This is a genomic window from Rhizobium sp. Leaf306 (assembly GCF_001423425.1).
Taxonomy (GTDB): domain Bacteria; phylum Pseudomonadota; class Alphaproteobacteria; order Rhizobiales; family Rhizobiaceae; genus Neorhizobium; species Neorhizobium soli.
Genome location: NZ_LMNX01000005.1, coordinates 80,028 through 96,034, shown reverse-complemented (window position 1 = coordinate 96,034; position 16,007 = coordinate 80,028). Strand labels below are relative to the sequence as shown.

Below are 16,007 nucleotides of genomic sequence, written 5' to 3'. Positions count from 1 at the left end.
AGGCGAGACCACGATTTCCAGGATCAACATGCGTACGATACGCAAGCCAGTTTCGTTCGAACAAACGTGAACGAATCGGCGACGATTGCGGATTCCGGAGCGTTCCCGATCTGTTTCGAACATTACCCGGCTTTCCGACGCATGGCGAAAGTGTAACCCGTTAACCACACCCCACGGACAAGCAAGTGGTGAGTGGAACAAAAGTTCCCATGCTACGTTTTCTCGGCAATCCCAACCGGACATGTCGAGCCGGTAGGTCAGCGGAGTACAAGCCTATGCTCGGAACCATCCTACTTATCGTACTGATTTTGCTTTTGATCGGCGCGCTGCCGAATTGGGGGCACAGCCGGAACTGGGGTTATGGTCCGTCCGGCGGTCTCGGCCTCGTTGTGCTGATTATCATCATCCTCCTGCTGATGGGCAGGATCTAAAAGCGGCGAAGCCGCACGTTACCAAGGGAAGGAAAGTGACATGAAAAAAGTTTTGCTCGTCGGCGCTCTCGTCGGAATGCTGGCATCCTGCACATCCACTGAAAAGGGCACTGCAATCGGTGCTGCTTCGGGCGCCGTTATCGGTGGCGCTGTGACCAACAGCTGGGGTGGCGCTGCAGTCGGCGCTGTCGGCGGCGGTCTGGTTGGCGCTGCTATCGGCGAATCGCAGAAGCGCAATGGTTACTGCGTCTATCGCGACCGTTATGGCCGTACATACGAAGCGCGTTGCCGCTAAGTCCTGCGTTTAGTCGCAGAATAGAAACCGGCGTCCCATGGGCGCCGGTTTTTTTGTATCCGCTTACCCGGCGAAATACTGACCGCCATTTGCGCTGAGCGTCGAGCCGGTAATGAATCCGGCTTCTTCAGAGGCTAGAAACAGCACGCAGCGGGCGATTTCTTCCGGTTCGCCCAACCGTCCGACAGGTATCTGCGGGATGATCTTCTCATCCATCACCTTTTGCGGGATGGCACGCACCATGTCGGTTCCGATATAGCCGGGGCAGATCGCATTGACGGTGATGTTCTTCGAGGCCCCTTCCTGCGCAAGAGCCTTGGTGAAGCCGAGATCGCCAGCCTTGGCGGCGGAATAGTTCACCTGCCCCATCTGGCCCCTCTGGCCATTGATCGAGGAGATGTTGATGATGCGGCCGAAGCCGCGCTCGCGCATGCCGGGCCACACCGGATGGGTCATGTTGAACAGGCCGGAAAGGTTGGTATCAATGACCTCCTTCCACTGCTGTGGCGTGATCTTGTGAAACATGCCGTCGCGGGTGATTCCGGCATTGTTGACGAGGACGTCGACAGGCCCGAGCTGCGCTTCGACTTCAAAGATGCCCTTCACGCAGGCATCGTAATCCGACACGTCCCACTGGAACACCGGAATGCCCGTCGCCGCGTGAAACTCAGCGGCCTTTTCGGTATTGCCCGCAAAATTTGCGGCGACCGAATAGCCTGCCGCTTTCATGGCAGTGCTGATCGCAGCCCCGATGCCGCGCGTGCCTCCTGAAATCAACGCGATACGCGCCATGTAAACTTCCTTTCATACCGTCGCCGCCGTCAGCGTAACGGAGCTGCTCACGCCGATAACGTGGGCAGCTGCCACCCAGTGCTAGAGCGCTTCCAGACACATGGCGACGCCCATACCGCCCCCGATGCAGAGCGTCGCAAGCCCCTTTTTCGCGCCACGGCGCTTCATTTCGAACAGCAGCGTATTGAGAATTCGCGCACCCGACGCACCGATCGGGTGACCGATGGCGATCGCTCCGCCGTTGACGTTGACGAGCGACGGATCGAGGCCCAGATCCCGCGTGACCGCGCAGGACTGTGCGGCAAACGCCTCATTCGCTTCGATCAGATCCACATCGCCGATTTTCCAACCGGCTTTTTCCAGCGCGCGACGCGAAGCCGGGATGGGGCCGGTTCCCATGATCTGCGGATCGACGCCGGCGGTGGCCCAGGAGACGATGCGCGCGAGCGGCGCAATGCCACGACGACCGGCTTCTTCCTCCGTCATCAGCAACGCTGCGGCGGCGCCATCGTTAAGGCCGGATGCGTTGGCGGCAGTCACTGTGCCTTCCTTGTCGAAGGCCGGCCGAAGCTTCGCCATCCCCTCCAAAGTCGCACCGGCACGGATGTATTCGTCGTTCTCGACGCGAACATCGCCCTTTCGGGTCTGGATCAGGAACGGAACGATCTCGTCCCTGAAGCGGCCAGCAACCTGCGCTGCCTCCGCTTTGTTTTGCGAGGACACCGCGAACTGATCCTGTTCCTCGCGCGACAACTGCCACTGTCGGGCGATGTTTTCAGCGGTGATGCCCATGTGATAGCCGTAGAACGCGTCGGTCAGGCCATCCTTGATCATCGTATCGATCATCTTGAAATCGCCCATCTTCACGCCGCCGCGCAGATGTGCGCAATGCGGGGCCATCGACATGGATTCCTGGCCTCCCGCGACGATGATTTTGGCGTCGCCGAGCGCGATCTGCTGCATGCCCAGTGCGACCGCACGAAGACCGGAACCGCAGAGCTGGTTGACGCCCCAGGCCGTCGCCTCCTGCGGGATACCGGCCTTCATCGCCGCCTGACGGGCGGGGTTCTGTCCCTCGCCGGCAGGCAGGACCTGCCCCATGATGACCTCGTCCACTTCCCCCGCCTCCACGCCACAGCGCGCCAGCACCTCCTTGATTACCGCGCCGCCAAGTTCGTGTGCGGGCACGTTTGCAAATGCGCCATTGAAGGAGCCGACGGCCGTTCGTGCTGCGGCTGCGATAACGATGGATGGATTGGACATGATGTCTCCTCTTTCCGTTTCTTGGCACCGAGACTGGCAAAGCCTGAGCGCCCTGTCAAAAGCCCGGTTTTCGCCCGAAACACCCGGTTTTTCATCGATTTGCTGCGCAGCATGGTGATCCATCGCGGCGCACAAATCGATTGTCAGTTGCGCCAATTTAAGCTTACATTCGAGGCGGGAGAAGATGCCAAGCACTAATAATCGCGCGAATGGCGAAGTGGAGGGAAATCATGGCAAAGACCGAAGGTGACGTGACGATCAAGAAATACGCGAACCGGCGCCTCTACAACACCGGAACAAGCACATACGTGACGCTCGAAGACTTGGCTAAAATGGTCAAGAAGGGCGAGGTATTTACGGTTCAGGATGCCAAGACGGGCGAGGACATCACGCACTCGGTTCTGACCCAGATCATTTTCGAGCAGGAGTCCAAGACGGGAAACACGCTTCTGCCGGTGTCCTTCTTGCGACAGCTGATTTCCTATTACGGTGATCAGATGCAGATGGTGGTGCCGACCTTCCTCGAACACTCGATGAAGACGTTTACGGACCAGCAGGTGCAGATGCGCGAGCAGATGACGAGTGCGTTCGGTGACACGCCGATCGCCAAGAACCTGCATCTTCCGATGCAGATGATGGAAGAACAGGTGCGGCGCAATACGGACATGTTCCGTCAGGCCATGCAGATGTTCGCGCCCTTTGCCGGTGCCGCGACGCCGCCTCAGCACCAGTCCGCCCCACCATCGGGCAAGAAGGCGGAAGCCAAGGACATCGACGAACTGAAGGAGCAGCTCCGCGCGCTTCAGGGTCGTCTCGACAGCATGAGCACCTGAACGGCACCTGCTGCGGGAAGAAACGCGCCTTACCGAGCGCACAACAAAAAAGGCCGGCAAAGCCGGCCTTTCAAGCAATCATCAGAAAAGCTTATGCGCTTTCCTTCGGCGTCAGAACCTGACGGCCGCGGTACATACCGGTCTTGAGATCGATATGGTGCGGACGGCGCAGTTCGCCGGAGTTCTTGTCCTCGACAAATGTCGGGGTCTTGAGAGCGTCAGCAGAGCGGCGCATACCGCGCTTCGACGGGCTCGTTTTTCTTTTAGGTACAGCCATTTTCGTTACTCCACTTCGTGCAAAACAGGGATTTCCGGCCGGAACTGAGGCCGAACATTCCATGTCTCGATCTCGGAAATTTGGCGCGCTTATACATGCCAACCGGGTACTTGACCAGTCCCTGCAGGGATATTGGCGGGATTTTTTCGCAAACCACGCCGAAACACCTCAGGCCTCGTCTTCTTCTACGATTGCTGTCTCCTGAAGGGCCGCTTCCTGCCATGAAACCCAGGCCGGATGCGACGTCATTGCCTCCATATACGCAAGCGTATCGGCGTCGTCTACCAGATCATAGACCGCAAAGCGATTGACGACCGGCGCAAACATCGCGTCCGCTGCGGTAAAGTCGCCAAACAGGAAGGGACCGCCGGATTTCGCGCGCAGTTCCCGCCAGATCGTGGAGATGCGCGCGACGTCTTCCATCAGGCCGTCGGGGAGAGCGATGCGGCGCTTCTGCCGGCGGAAGTTCATCGGGCAGGCATTGCGCAGCGCCCGAAAGCCCGAGAGCATTTCCATCGAGATGGAGCGGGCGACGGCACGATCCGCTGGAGCCTTCGGCCAGATCCCGTTCTCGGGAAACAGCTCGGCCGCGTATTCGATGATCGACAGCGACTGCCAGACACGCACGTCGCCATGATACAGAACCGGTACCTGGCCATTGGGCGAGATCGTCTTGTAGCGTGGATTGCCGGCCGGATAATCGAACGGGATCAGCACTTCCTCGAAAGGAACGCCGGCCGCGGTCAGCGCAATCCACGGCCGGAAGGACCAGGACGAATAGTTCTTATTGGCGATATAGAGGACGAGTTTTTCCATCAGCGCGGTTTCCATCAGGTCTCGGAATCGAAAATCATCAGTTCGTGGAAATGGTTCATGTCCTCGAACGAGCAGAATGCCGGCGGCCGCAATTCCAGCACCGGGGCCGCGCGCTGGATCTCAGCGGTCACCTCGTCGAGCATCGTCTGCCAGGCCGGCAGCGCTGCATCCGACAGGCGCTCGATCACATAGGCAAAGGTAATGTGGAAGGCATAGTCGTCGTGATCCGGATGGCGATAGCCGAGGAGCTTCGCCAGCGCATCGCGCCAGGCCTTCATCGCCCTGCGGTCATTCTCGGACTTCCCCTCCACCACCAGACCCGACGGTTTGGCGCTTTTCACGGTCACCTGGAACGGATCAAGCGTCGAGAACCCTTCGAGCCGGGCCGCCATGATTTCCGTCATGTCCTCGATCGGCGTCTCAAGCGGCATATCGTCCGGCCAGAAGCGAGGCTTGCGGCGGTATTCGATGACACCCTGGAACAGCGTCATGTGCAGGCTGGTGATCGGCGTGAAGATGAAACGGTCGGCTTCCGGCATGTCGAGATAGCGCGCGCGTGCCGCGACAAGCAGCGCCTGCGTTGCCGATCCTTTGTCCAGATGGCAGACGATCGTATTTCCGGGCTCGGGCAGAAAGCCACCTCGCCGTCCGTAACGCGTTCCCAGCCGCGGCGGCGGTTTTGGATTGTGCGTCGCCGAGTATTTGAGGAGATCGGGCGAAATCAGTCTGGCATCCATCGGCGGTCCACTTTCTGCGTAAACGCACTCACAAAGCGTGCTCGATGCGCTCTTAAGCCAGCGTCGATACTGACAGATGACATGAGCGACGTTTAACGCTTAGTTTTGACGTCACCCATAAATGCATTTGATGTAATCGCTGGATGCGCGCGCGCGCCGTTCCACGACACCCGCCAACCGCTGCATTCCGCGGCCGGGCTTGCTGGCGACCCGGGTGTGCGGATTGGGGAGCGCTACCGCAAGCAGCGCGGCCTGCCGGGCACTCAGCTTGGCAGCGGGCACCTTGAAATGATACTGCGCCGCCGCTTCCGCACCGTAGATGCCAGGCCCCCATTCCGCGACGTTGAGATAGATCTCCATCAACCGCCATTTCGGCCAGAGGAAGTCCTGCGTCAGCGCCAATGGAAGCTCCAGCCCCTTGCGGATGAAGGAGCGGCCGTTCCAGAGGAACAGGTTCTTCGCCGTCTGCATCGGAATGGTGCTCGCACCGCGCGTCGACTCGCCATCCAGCGCATCCTGCACGACGCCGCGCATCTGGCGCCAGTCGACACCGCCATGGAAACAGTACTGGCCGTCCTCCGACATCATCACGGCCCGCACGAGATTGGGCGAGATATCCTCGATATCGACCCAACGTCGGTCATAGCCGCGCAACAGAAACAGTTCCGACAGCATGAGGGTGGACACTGGCCGGGTGAACGGCAGGGCATAGACCGGGATCAGGAGATAGGGCAGCACGACCAGCGCAATCACGAACAGGATGGCGCGGCGAAGCCACGTGGTGGCAGGCAGGCGAAAACGGCGCGCCGGCCTCACGGGTTCGTCTTCTTCGGCATGCTGTTCAGGTACGATATCCAAGGTGCTTCTACCCGCCCGTTTAAAGTTTCATAGCCGGTGGCGCTTTCGAAGGCCAGTCCACCGGCTGAAACTTCGGCAATGCTGGTAAATCGACATTGCCTGTATCGTCGCCCCATGCCAAACAGCCCGGCATGAACACGACCGATCCTGCATTCGAAAGCCGGTTGAAAGACAGCGCAGTCGCCACCGAGGCGCTGCTTGTGTCGCTTCTTTCGGACGAAACGCTGCCCGACGAGGTCACGCGCCCGGCCCATCTGATGGCCGCGATGCGCCACGGCTCGCTCAATGGCGGAAAGCGGCTGCGGCCGTTCCTGCTGCGCGAAAGCGCCCTTTTGCTGGATGGAAACGAACAGGCCGCCATGCGCATCGGCGCGGCGCTCGAATGTCTCCACTGTTATTCGCTCATCCACGACGACCTTCCCGCCATGGACGACGACGACCTTCGCCGTGGCCAGCCAACGGTGCACAGGGCATTCGACGAGGCGACCGCGATCTTGGCCGGCGACAGCCTGCTGACCTACGCCTTCGACATTATCGCAGCGCCTGAGACCGCGCTGCCGGACCGGGCAAAGACGGAACTTGTTCTGGCCCTTGCCCGCGCAGCCGGTTCCGGCGGCATGGTGGGTGGCCAGGCGCTCGATCTGGCTGCGGAGAAATCGGCACCGGACGAGGCCGGCATCACCACGCTGCAGGCGATGAAGACCGGCGCGCTGATCCGTTTCGCCTGCGAGGCAGGTGCCATCATCGCCGGTGCAGATCAGGAACATCGTCAGCGCCTCAGAAAATTCGGCCAGGTCATCGGGCTTGCTTTCCAGCTCGCCGATGATCTTCTCGACATCACCTCCGATGCCGAGACCATGGGCAAGGCGACCGGCAAGGATGCCGCCCGCGGCAAGGGCACGCTGGTTGCCATGCATGGCACAGGCTGGGCGGAAGAGAAGCTCGATGCGCTGACGGCAGAGGCCGTCGACCTGCTTGCGCCCTACGGCGAAAAGGCATTTATTCTGCAGCAGACGGCGCGCTTTATCGCCAGCCGTCAGAACTGACGAGACGGGACAACGGCAAGCCTCCCGGATCAGACCCGAGGAGTAAAGTATGCCGGATGTATTCGCCTACCTGCCCTATATCTGGCCAGCCTATCTCGCCTATCTCATCGCTGTCCTCAGCCCCGGACCTGCCAATTTCGCCATTATCGGGATGGCGATTTCGCATGGCCGTCGCAACGGCGTGATCCTGGCACTGGGCGTCTTCTGCGGCTCGCTGACCTGGGCCTGCGCTGCCGCACTAGGGCTCGCCGCAGTCCTGCGCAGCTACGCGATCGCGCTCGAAATCATGAAGGTTCTCGGCGGGCTCTATCTGATCTATCTCGCCTGGAAGGCATACCGCTCGGCGCGGACCCCGGATATCGAGACCGCATCGAGCGAGAGCAGGACGTCCTATACGGCAAGGCAACTCTGGCTGCGCGGCTATGCCATCCACGTCACCAATCCGAAGGCAATCTTCGGCTGGCTGGCGATCATTTCGCTCGGCCTGCCCGCGGATGCACCACCTTCGGCGATCATGCTGATCGTCGGCATCTGCTCGAGCTCGAGCCTGGTCATCTTCACCGGATATGCGGTTCTGTTTTCGACCCGCCACGCGCTTCGCGGCTACAAGGCCGCGCGGCGCTGGATCGAAGGCACCATGGCCGTCTTCTACAGCATTGCCGGCGTGAAACTGCTGACGAGCCGGATCTGACCGGCTCGTCTACTTTCAAGCGAACTCAGCCCTGCTCGATCGGCGCGATCGCGACTTCGACGCGGCGGTTCTGGGCGCGACCATCCGGCGAGGCGTTGGAAGCGACTGGCTGCGACGGGCCGTAGCCCATGGTCGAGACACGGCGTTGATCGACGCCGCGACCACCGAGATAGTTGGCGACCGAGACGGCACGGCGTTCCGAAAGCGCCTGGTTGTGCTGCAGGCTGCCGGTCGAATCCGTGTGACCGTTGACGTCGATATAGGTCTTGCCGAACTTGTTGAGTACGATCGCAACCGAATCGAGCGTGGCATAGAACGGCGGGATCACCTGATCCTGATCGGTGGCAAAGGTGATGTTCGACGGCATGTTTAGAATGATGCGGTCGCCGTTGCGGGTCACCGATACGCCGGTTCCCTGCAGCTGCTGGCGCAGTTCGGCTTCCTGGCGGTCCATGTAATTGCCGATGGCGCCACCGGCGAGGCCACCGATCGCAGCGCCGATCAGCGCATTGCGGCCCTTGTTGCCGCCGCCGATCAACAGACCGCCGACCGCGCCGAGACCGGCACCGATGGCAGCGCCACCAGCCGTGTTCGACATTTTCTGCTGACCCGTATAGGGATCGGTCGTCGTGCAGGCAGAGAGATACGTCGCGCAAGCTGCGACGATAGCAATTTTTTTCAACATATGAATCAGTTTCCCCGTCGTCCGTAGTACCCCTCATTTACCATGAAATACGGCAATAGCGAGGAGAGGCCGCGGCAGCCGGGATAAGGAATTATCCCTATCCGGGAATGACGCTTACTCGGCGGCGGTTTTCTGGCCGAAGCGGTTCTCGATGTAATCGATCACCAGCTTTTCGAAATCCTGAGCGATATTGGGGCCGCGCAGCGTCATCGCCTTCTGACCGTCGATAAAGATCGGGGCGGCAGGCGTCTCGCCAGTGCCGGGCAGCGAGATGCCGATATCGGCATGCTTGCTTTCGCCGGGGCCGTTGACGATGCAGCCCATGACGGCGACGTTCAGAGCCTCGACGCCCGGATACTTTTCGCGCCAGATCGGCATGTTCTTGCGGATATCGTTCTGGATGTTCTGAGCCAGCTCCTGGAACACCGTCGACGTGGTGCGCCCGCAACCGGGACAAGCGGCAACCACCGGAATGAACTGGCGGAACCCCATGACCTGCAGGATTTCCTGCGCAACCTGCACTTCGCGGGTGCGGTCACCGTTCGGTTCCGGCGTCAGCGAGACACGGATCGTATCGCCGATCCCGTGCTGCAGGACATAACCCATGGCAGCCGACGAGGCGACGATGCCCTTGGTGCCCATGCCCGCCTCGGTGAGGCCAAGATGCAGCGCATGGTTGGAGCGCTCGGCCAGCATCGAATAGCAGGCGATGAGATCCTGCACCTGGCTGACCTTTGCGGAGAGAATGATCCGGTTGCGCGGCAGGCCGATGTTTTCTGCAAGCTCGGCCGAAATCAGCGCCGACTGGACGATCGCCTCATGCATCACCTGGCGGGCCGATAGCGGCGAACCGGCTTCGGAATTGCGGTCCATCAGCGTCGTCAAAAGATCCTGGTCGAGCGAACCCCAGTTGACGCCGATGCGGACAGGCTTGTCGTAACGGATCGCCATCTCGATGATGTCGCCGAACTGCTTGTCCTTCTTGTCCTTGAACCCGACATTGCCCGGGTTGATGCGGTATTTTGCCAGCGCTTCGGCGCAGGCCGGATGATCGGCCAGAAGCTTGTGGCCGATATAATGAAAATCGCCGATCAGCGGCACGTCGAGGCCGAGGCGCAGCAGACGCTCGCGCACCTTCGGCACGGCGGCAGCGCTCTCGTCGCGATCGACGGTGATGCGGACAATCTCGGAGCCTGCCTTGTAGAGCGCGGCGACCTGGGCGACGGTCGCATCCACATCAGCCGTATCCGTATTGGTCATCGACTGGACGACGACAGGCGCACCACCACCGACGATCACACCGCCGACATCGACGGCAACCGTGGCGCGGCGGGGCTTCGGATTATAGTCAATCGGTGCGTTCATGGGATCGTCTCGTTGCCTTTGCCCTGGGGCTAACTGGGGGCATAAACCGTCTTTCAGGTGGCGTATGACCGCCGGCTTGTCAACCAGCGGCCATGAATAGTTGGGTTAGTGATGCGCGCCGTCCGCGTGCCGGGCAAGGCTTGAGAGAAGCAGCGTCACCAGGATCAGCACCGACAATCCCGCGAAAATGCTGCCAAGTCCCGTATGCTCAGCGATAAAGCCGATTGCCGAAGGTGCAACGAGAATTCCGGAATAGCCCATGGTGGTGACCACGGACAAACTGACGCCCGCCGCCATGCCCGGCAGATTGCCGGCCGCGGAAAACAGGATCGGCACGATGTTGGAAATGCCGATGCCGGCGAGAGCAAAGCCTGCAATGGCCATCGTCGAACTGGTCGCAAAACCGATCGTCAGCATGCCCAGCATGGCGATGACGCCGCAGACCCGAAGCGTATTGACGGCACCGAACCGGTCGCGGATGAGATCGCCTGCAAAACGCATTGCCGCCATCGTGAACGAGAAAGCCGCAAACGCAAAGCCGGACAGTGTCAGCGACGCCGAAAGCTCGTTGCGCATGTAGAGAGCGCCCCAATCAAGAATGGATCCCTCGGGGATCATGCAGAACAGCGCCATGATTCCGAGCAGCCAGGGAAGCGGTGACGACGGCAGGCGGCGTCCGGCACCGGCCTCCCTCTCCTCCGGATGCGGCGCATCCTGAAGCACCATTTTCCAGGCGACGGCGATCATGACGGCGGCGACGACGGTTACGAAAAGCGCATGCGGAAGAACGCCGATCCGTTCAAGAAGAAAGCCACCGGTCGAGGCGCCGAGCAGGCCGCCGAGGCTCCAGAACGCGTGGCAGGATGACATGATCGCGCGGCGCATGCCTTTCTCAGTCGCAACGGCATTGGCATTCATTGCCACATCCATCGCGCCGATCAGGCCGCCGAACAGAAACAACGCAACCGCTCCGCTCCAGACGCTGCCGATCAGCGACAGGAGAAGAAGCGTCGGCGTCAAAAGGACTGCGGTGACCTTTGAGACGATGCTGGAGCCGAACCTCGCGATCTGGCTGCCGGCGATCGGCATCATCACGATGGAGCCTAGCCCGAAGATCAGGATCATCACGCCGAGCGACTTTTCGCTCAGCTCCAGACGTGCCGCAAATTCCGGGATCTTTGGCGCCCAGGCACCGATCATGAAGCCGTTCATCAGAAATAGCAGCGATACGCCGATACGCTCCGGTGTGATGAAAGCACGTCGGGTCTTGGCTTCCGCCGGCGAAGACAAATCGTTCATCAGGTTGCTTCCTCCAGGCGCTGAGATTTAATTAAATCGATTTAGATTGCAATCTTCCGCGCTCAGCATGAGTTTCACGATTTATGTCTCCGGTTCACGCTTGTCACCCCTTCGCAACGACGGAGGGAGCACGACGAAGCTGATTGCAATCGCTGCAGAACGCCTTAAGCATTCGGATATGCAATGATATGAGGCGTCGGTATCCGGCGTGTGACTTTCTTGAAATCCAGCATCGGCAGCGGCATTCTTCTCGTCAGTACCTCCTACTTCGTGTTCACGCTTCATGATGCGGTGATCAAGCTGCTGGTGGTCGATGTCGGCGTCTGGCAGATCATTTTCTTCCGAAGCCTGACGGTTCTGATCGCCTGCCTCGTCATCGGGGGACGCGGTTTCATCCCGCGCGTTGTCCGCTCGCCGATCGTGCGGCCGATGATGGTGCGCAGCGTTATCCTTCTCGCCGCATGGGTTTCTTTCTACACCGCAGCCAAGTCCCTGCAATTGGCCGAACTGACGACGATCTATTACGCCAATCCGATCGTCGCCACCCTGCTTGCTATTCCGGTTCTGCGCGAAAAGGTGCCCGCGGTCCGCTGGGTGGCGATCATCCTCGGCTTCGTCGGCGTGGTGATTGCCGCAAATCCGGCCGGGTTGACACTTTCGCTCCCGGTCGGTCTCGCGCTCCTCGCGGCAATCCTCTGGGCCATCGGCAGCGTTCTCTTGCGCAAGACGGCGATGAACGAGAAGACCCTTGTCCAGATGACGCTCACCAACTTCTTCTTCGTGGTGATGACCTTCGTCATGGCCGTGCTGACATGGCAGCCGGTCGATCTGAAAAGCGGTGCGCTTCTGGCGCTCGTCGGCATTCTCGGCGGCACCGCCCAGGCGACGCTGTTCGAGGCGATGCGACGGGCGCCGGTCTCGGTGCTTGCCCCGTTCGAATATTCCTCGCTGATATGGGCGTTCGTGCTGGGCTACGCCATCTGGCAGGACATTCCCGCAAGCAATGTCGCCGCCGGTGCCGCACTGATCTTCTGCGCCGGACTGCTGATCGTCGCCAGCGAGCGGCTGGCGGCGAGGCGCTATCGCCTCGCTCAACCTGCGGACGGATCGGACGGACCGGCGGGCGCCTGAGCCGTCAACAGTTTGACCCGTCAGGCCCCGTAGACGACGAGCAGATCCTTGGCGTCGATCTGGTCGCCGGCCTTGACCAGCACTTCGGCAAGCGTGCCGTCTTTTTCGGCATGCAGCGCGGTTTCCATCTTCATCGCTTCGATGGAGACCAGTACGTCGCCGGCCTTGACTGCTTGACCCGACGCCACGAAGACGCGGGAAATGACGCCCGGCATCGGCGCACCCAGATGCAGGGGATTGCCGATATCGGCCTTCGCCCGCACCGCCGAACCGCTTCCGCCATGGGCCCGATCCGGCACCTTGATGCGGCGCGGCTGGCCGTTCAGTTCGAAAAAGGCAGTGACCATGCCCTGCGCATCCGGCGCGCTTGTCGCCTGGTTGACGATAACCAGCGTCTTACCGCGCTCGATATCGGCAAACAGCTCTTCGCCATCGGCGATCCCGTAGAAATAGGCATGGGTCGGCAGAACCGAGACCGGACCATAGGTGTCGGATGCCAGGGCGAAGTCCGTGAACACTTTCGGGTACATGAGATAGGAGGCAAACTCGAAGTCATCGACCTTGCGCTCCAGCTTGTCCTCGATCGTCTTGCGCTCGGCATCGAGATCAGCCGGGGCAAGCAGCGAACCGGGAACGTCCGTATAGGGCTGATCGCCCTTCAGCGCCTTTTTCTGCAGCGCCTGCGGCCATCCGCCCGGAGGCTGGCCGAGATCGCCCTTCAGCATCGACACGACCGAATCCGGGAAGGCGATGTCCTTGGCCGGGTTTTCGACGTCGGCCACGTTCAGATCCTGGCTGACCATCATCAGCGCCATGTCACCGACCACCTTGGACGATGGCGTGACCTTGACGATGTCGCCGAACATCCGGTTCACGTCCGCATAGGTCTGGGCGACCTTGTGCCACTTGCTCTCGAGACCGAGCGAGCGGGCCTGTTCCTTGAGGTTGGTAAACTGGCCACCCGGCATTTCATGCAGGTAGACTTCCGACGCCGGACCCTTGAGATCGCTCTCGAAGGCCGCATACTGGCCGCGCACCGCTTCCCAGTAGAACGAGATCTTGCGGATCCATTCCGGATCGAGCCCGGTATCGCGGTCGGTTCGCGACAGCGCCTCGACGATCGAACCGAGGCAGGGCTGCGACGTGTTGCCCGACAGCGCATCCATCGCCGCATCGACGACATCGACGCCGGCATCGACAGCCGCAAGCACGGTCGCAGCCGAGATGCCCGACGTATCGTGCGTGTGGAAATGGATCGGCAGCGAAGTCGCTTCGCGCAATGCCTTGAACAGGACGCGGGCGGCAGCAGGCTTCAGCAGGCCCGCCATATCCTTCAGCGCGATGATATGGGCGCCGGCCTTTTCGAGTTCTTCCGCCAGTGCGACGTAATATTTGAGATCGTATTTCGGGCGCGCCGAATTCAAGAGATCGCCGGTATAGCAGATCGCGGCTTCGCAGAGCCGGTTCTCCTCGTTCACCGCATCCATCGAGACGCGCATGTTGTCCACCCAGTTGAGGCAGTCAAACACACGGAAGACATCGATGCCGCCCTTCGCGGCCTGTTGGACGAAGTATTTGACGACATTGTCGGGATAGTTCTTGTAGCCGACGCCGTTTGCACCGCGCAGCAGCATCTGCAGGAGGATGTTGGGCGCAGCCTCACGGATCAGGGCAAGCCGCTCCCACGGATCTTCGGTCAGGAACCGCATCGACACGTCGAAGGTCGCACCGCCCCAGCATTCGAGCGAGAACAGGTTCGGCAGCGCCCGTGCATAGACCCCGGCAACGCGGGCGATATCATAGGTCCGCATGCGGGTGGCGAGCAGCGACTGGTGGCCATCACGCATCGTCGTATCGGTGATGAGAGCGCGGCTTTCGCTGCGCATCCACTCGGCGAATTTCTTCGGGCCGAGCTCATCCAGTTTCTGCTTGGTACCAGCGGGAATATCGCCGTTGATGTACGGCAGAACGGGCTTCGCAGCCTTTTCCGACGGGGTCGGACGACCCTTGGTTTCCGGATGGCCGTTGACGGTGACATCGGCCAGATAGGTCAGAAGCTTGGTGGCGCGGTCGGCGCGCTTGACCTGTTCGAACAGTTCGGGCGTCGTATCAATAAACCGCGTCGTATAGGAATTGTCGCGGAATTTCGGGTGGGTGATGATCGCTTCGAGGAAGGTGAGGTTCGTGGCGACGCCGCGGATGCGGAACTCGCGCAGCGCCCGGTCCATGCGAGCGATCGCTTCCAGCGGCTGCGGCGCCCAGGCCGTGACCTTGACCAGCAGCGGATCGTAGAAGCGGGTGATGATCGCGCCCGAATAGGACGTGCCGCCGTCAAGACGGATGCCGAAACCCGACGCCGAGCGATAGGCGGTGATGCGGCCGTAATCGGGAATGAAATTGTGCTCGGGATCCTCGGTGGTGATGCGGCACTGCAGCGCATGGCCGTTCAGCCGGATGTTCTCCTGGGCCGGTACGCCCGATTCCGGCGTGCCGATGGCAAAGCCGTCGAGGATGTGGATCTGCGCCTTGACGATATCGATACCGGTGACGACTTCGGTCACCGTGTGTTCCACCTGGATGCGCGGATTGACCTCGATGAAGTAGAATTTGCCGGTGTCGCTATCCATCAGATATTCGACCGTGCCGGCGCCGACATAATTGGTGGCGCCCGCGATCTTTAGCGAATAGGCGGCAAGTTCGGCCCGCTGGTCCTCGGAAAGATAAGGCGCCGGGGCGCGTTCCACGACCTTCTGGTTGCGCCGCTGGATCGAGCAGTCGCGCTCGAACAGGTGCACCACATTGCCGTGGGTATCGCCAAGGATCTGGCTTTCCACATGGCGGGCCCGCTCGACCAGCTTTTCGAGATAGACCTCGTCCTTGCCGAAGGCCGCTTTTGCTTCGCGCTTGGCCTCGACGACTTCCCTGGCGAGGTCCTTCGGATCGCGGATGGCACGCATGCCGCGACCGCCGCCACCCCAGGATGCCTTGAGCATGACCGGATAGCCGATCTCCTCGGCCATCTTCGCCACGACCGCCATATCATCAGGCAGCGGTTCGGTTGCCGGCACGACCGGCACGCCGACCGAAATCGCAAGATTGCGGGCCGCCACCTTGTTGCCGAGCTGGCGCATCGTATCGGGCCGCGGGCCGATGAAGATGATGCCGGCCTCGTCGCAGGCATCGACGAATTCAGGGCTTTCCGACAGAAGGCCGTAGCCTGGATGGATCGCATCGGCGCCCGAGAGCTTGGCAACCCGGATCACTTCCGGGATCGACAGGTAGCTCTCGATCGGGCCGAGGTCTTTTTCGAGATGCGGACCGCGACCGACCTGATAGCTTTCGTCCGCCTTGAACCGGTGCAGCGAGAGCTTGTCTTCTTCCGCCCAGATCGCCACCGTCTTGATGCCGAGCTCATTGGCGGCACGAAAGACGCGGATGGCGATTTCGGAGCGATTGGCGACGAGAATTTTCGATATCGGCAAGACAAG

15 protein-coding genes and 1 pseudogene are annotated in these 16,007 nt (G+C 60.9%); 6 read left to right on the top strand and 10 right to left on the bottom strand.

The window, feature by feature from the left end; genetic code table 11:
* Positions 1–275 precede the first annotated feature (275 nt).
* Together ASG19_RS23675 and ASG19_RS20980 are read left to right on the top strand one after the other, a co-directional pair.
* Positions 276–431 (top strand): DUF3309 family protein, encoded by a 156-nt coding sequence (locus ASG19_RS23675; RefSeq protein ID WP_082471964.1) that lies wholly within the window; start codon positions 276–278, stop codon positions 429–431.
* A 40-nt stretch (positions 432–471) separates the two neighbouring features.
* Positions 472–726, top strand: coding sequence for a YMGG-like glycine zipper-containing protein (locus tag ASG19_RS20980; protein ID WP_062462199.1), 255 nt, complete (start codon positions 472–474; stop codon positions 724–726).
* 63 nt (positions 727–789) lie between these two features.
* Here ASG19_RS20980 and ASG19_RS20975 read toward each other — a convergent pair whose 3' ends face one another.
* Positions 790–1,518 carry a beta-ketoacyl-ACP reductase gene (locus tag ASG19_RS20975; protein WP_062462195.1) on the bottom strand — a complete coding sequence of 243 codons (729 nt, stop codon included), beginning with the start codon at positions 1,516–1,518 and terminating at the stop codon, positions 790–792.
* Between the two features lie 81 nt (positions 1,519–1,599).
* Complete coding sequence (locus tag ASG19_RS20970; protein ID WP_062462192.1) at positions 1,600–2,781, bottom strand: acetyl-CoA C-acetyltransferase; 1,182 nt, start codon at positions 2,779–2,781, stop codon at positions 1,600–1,602.
* 230 nt (positions 2,782–3,011) lie between these two features.
* On the opposite strand from ASG19_RS20970, the gene phaR reads away from it, so the two are divergent.
* On the top strand, positions 3,012–3,614 hold the full coding sequence (gene phaR / locus ASG19_RS20965; protein WP_062462624.1) for a polyhydroxyalkanoate synthesis repressor PhaR: 603 nt from the start codon (positions 3,012–3,014) through the stop codon (positions 3,612–3,614).
* Between the two features lie 91 nt (positions 3,615–3,705).
* Here phaR and rpmF read toward each other — a convergent pair whose 3' ends face one another.
* The 4 genes and pseudogenes from rpmF to mtgA all read right to left on the bottom strand — a co-directional run.
* A complete protein-coding gene (gene rpmF / locus ASG19_RS20960; protein WP_062462189.1) occupies positions 3,706–3,891 on the bottom strand; it encodes a 50S ribosomal protein L32 in 186 nt (61 codons plus the stop codon).
* A gap of 168 nt (positions 3,892–4,059) precedes the next feature.
* Positions 4,060–4,707 (bottom strand): glutathione S-transferase family protein, encoded by a 648-nt coding sequence (locus ASG19_RS20955; RefSeq protein ID WP_062462623.1) that lies wholly within the window; start codon positions 4,705–4,707, stop codon positions 4,060–4,062.
* Positions 4,708–4,721: 14 nt separating this feature from the next.
* Complete coding sequence (locus tag ASG19_RS20950; RefSeq protein WP_062462186.1) at positions 4,722–5,444, bottom strand: DUF1868 domain-containing protein; 723 nt, start codon at positions 5,442–5,444, stop codon at positions 4,722–4,724.
* Positions 5,445–5,555: 111 nt separating this feature from the next.
* A pseudogene (gene mtgA, locus ASG19_RS20945) lies at positions 5,556–6,218 on the bottom strand (monofunctional biosynthetic peptidoglycan transglycosylase); the annotation flags it as partial.
* Positions 6,219–6,433: 215 nt separating this feature from the next.
* Between mtgA and ASG19_RS20940 the strand changes: the two are divergent.
* A complete protein-coding gene (locus ASG19_RS20940) occupies positions 6,434–7,348 on the top strand; it encodes a polyprenyl synthetase family protein (RefSeq protein WP_062462182.1) in 915 nt (304 codons plus the stop codon).
* A gap of 49 nt (positions 7,349–7,397) precedes the next feature.
* Entirely contained in the window at positions 7,398–8,039 is a 642-nt protein-coding gene (locus ASG19_RS20935; RefSeq protein ID WP_062462179.1) for a LysE family translocator, read from the top strand.
* A gap of 25 nt (positions 8,040–8,064) precedes the next feature.
* Here ASG19_RS20935 and ASG19_RS20930 read toward each other — a convergent pair whose 3' ends face one another.
* The 3 genes from ASG19_RS20930 to ASG19_RS20920 all read right to left on the bottom strand — a co-directional run bounded on the left by ASG19_RS20930 (position 8,065) and on the right by ASG19_RS20920 (position 11,388).
* Positions 8,065–8,724: an OmpA family protein gene (locus ASG19_RS20930; protein ID WP_062462176.1), complete on the bottom strand. Its 660-nt coding sequence runs from the start codon at positions 8,722–8,724 to the stop codon at positions 8,065–8,067.
* A 114-nt stretch (positions 8,725–8,838) separates the two neighbouring features.
* A complete protein-coding gene (gene ispG / locus ASG19_RS20925; RefSeq protein ID WP_062462173.1) occupies positions 8,839–10,089 on the bottom strand; it encodes a flavodoxin-dependent (E)-4-hydroxy-3-methylbut-2-enyl-diphosphate synthase in 1,251 nt (416 codons plus the stop codon).
* 105 nt (positions 10,090–10,194) lie between these two features.
* Complete coding sequence (locus ASG19_RS20920) at positions 10,195–11,388, bottom strand: MFS transporter (RefSeq protein WP_062462170.1); 1,194 nt, start codon at positions 11,386–11,388, stop codon at positions 10,195–10,197.
* Positions 11,389–11,607: 219 nt separating this feature from the next.
* Here ASG19_RS20920 and ASG19_RS20915 point away from each other — a divergent pair, with 219 nt between their 5' ends.
* Positions 11,608–12,519: a DMT family transporter gene (locus ASG19_RS20915; RefSeq protein WP_062462167.1), complete on the top strand. Its 912-nt coding sequence runs from the start codon at positions 11,608–11,610 to the stop codon at positions 12,517–12,519.
* A 20-nt stretch (positions 12,520–12,539) separates the two neighbouring features.
* On the opposite strand, the gene pyc is transcribed toward ASG19_RS20915, so the two are convergent.
* Positions 12,540–16,001 carry a pyruvate carboxylase gene (pyc, locus tag ASG19_RS20910; protein WP_062462163.1) on the bottom strand — a complete coding sequence of 1,154 codons (3,462 nt, stop codon included), beginning with the start codon at positions 15,999–16,001 and terminating at the stop codon, positions 12,540–12,542.
* Positions 16,002–16,007 lie beyond the last annotated feature (6 nt).

What these genes read in the sequence shown, in the direction of transcription:
- ASG19_RS20935 (WP_062462179.1), top strand. Translation starts at nt 7,398, where the DNA reads ATGCCGGATGTATTCGCCTACCTGCCCTATATCTGGCCAGCCTATCTC.
- ASG19_RS20950 (WP_062462186.1), bottom strand. Translation starts at nt 5,444, where the DNA reads ATGGATGCCAGACTGATTTCGCCCGATCTCCTCAAATACTCGGCGACG.
- ASG19_RS20970 (WP_062462192.1), bottom strand. Translation starts at nt 2,781, where the DNA reads ATGTCCAATCCATCCATCGTTATCGCAGCCGCAGCACGAACGGCCGTC.
- ASG19_RS20940 (WP_062462182.1), top strand. Translation starts at nt 6,434, where the DNA reads ATGAACACGACCGATCCTGCATTCGAAAGCCGGTTGAAAGACAGCGCA.
- phaR (WP_062462624.1), top strand. Translation starts at nt 3,012, where the DNA reads ATGGCAAAGACCGAAGGTGACGTGACGATCAAGAAATACGCGAACCGG.
- ASG19_RS20955 (WP_062462623.1), bottom strand. Translation starts at nt 4,707, where the DNA reads ATGGAAAAACTCGTCCTCTATATCGCCAATAAGAACTATTCGTCCTGG.
- ASG19_RS20980 (WP_062462199.1), top strand. Translation starts at nt 472, where the DNA reads ATGAAAAAAGTTTTGCTCGTCGGCGCTCTCGTCGGAATGCTGGCATCC.
- ispG (WP_062462173.1), bottom strand. Translation starts at nt 10,089, where the DNA reads ATGAACGCACCGATTGACTATAATCCGAAGCCCCGCCGCGCCACGGTT.
- ASG19_RS20975 (WP_062462195.1), bottom strand. Translation starts at nt 1,518, where the DNA reads ATGGCGCGTATCGCGTTGATTTCAGGAGGCACGCGCGGCATCGGGGCT.
- ASG19_RS20920 (WP_062462170.1), bottom strand. Translation starts at nt 11,388, where the DNA reads ATGAACGATTTGTCTTCGCCGGCGGAAGCCAAGACCCGACGTGCTTTC.
- ASG19_RS23675 (WP_082471964.1), top strand. Translation starts at nt 276, where the DNA reads ATGCTCGGAACCATCCTACTTATCGTACTGATTTTGCTTTTGATCGGC.
- rpmF (WP_062462189.1), bottom strand. Translation starts at nt 3,891, where the DNA reads ATGGCTGTACCTAAAAGAAAAACGAGCCCGTCGAAGCGCGGTATGCGC.
- ASG19_RS20930 (WP_062462176.1), bottom strand. Translation starts at nt 8,724, where the DNA reads ATGTTGAAAAAAATTGCTATCGTCGCAGCTTGCGCGACGTATCTCTCT.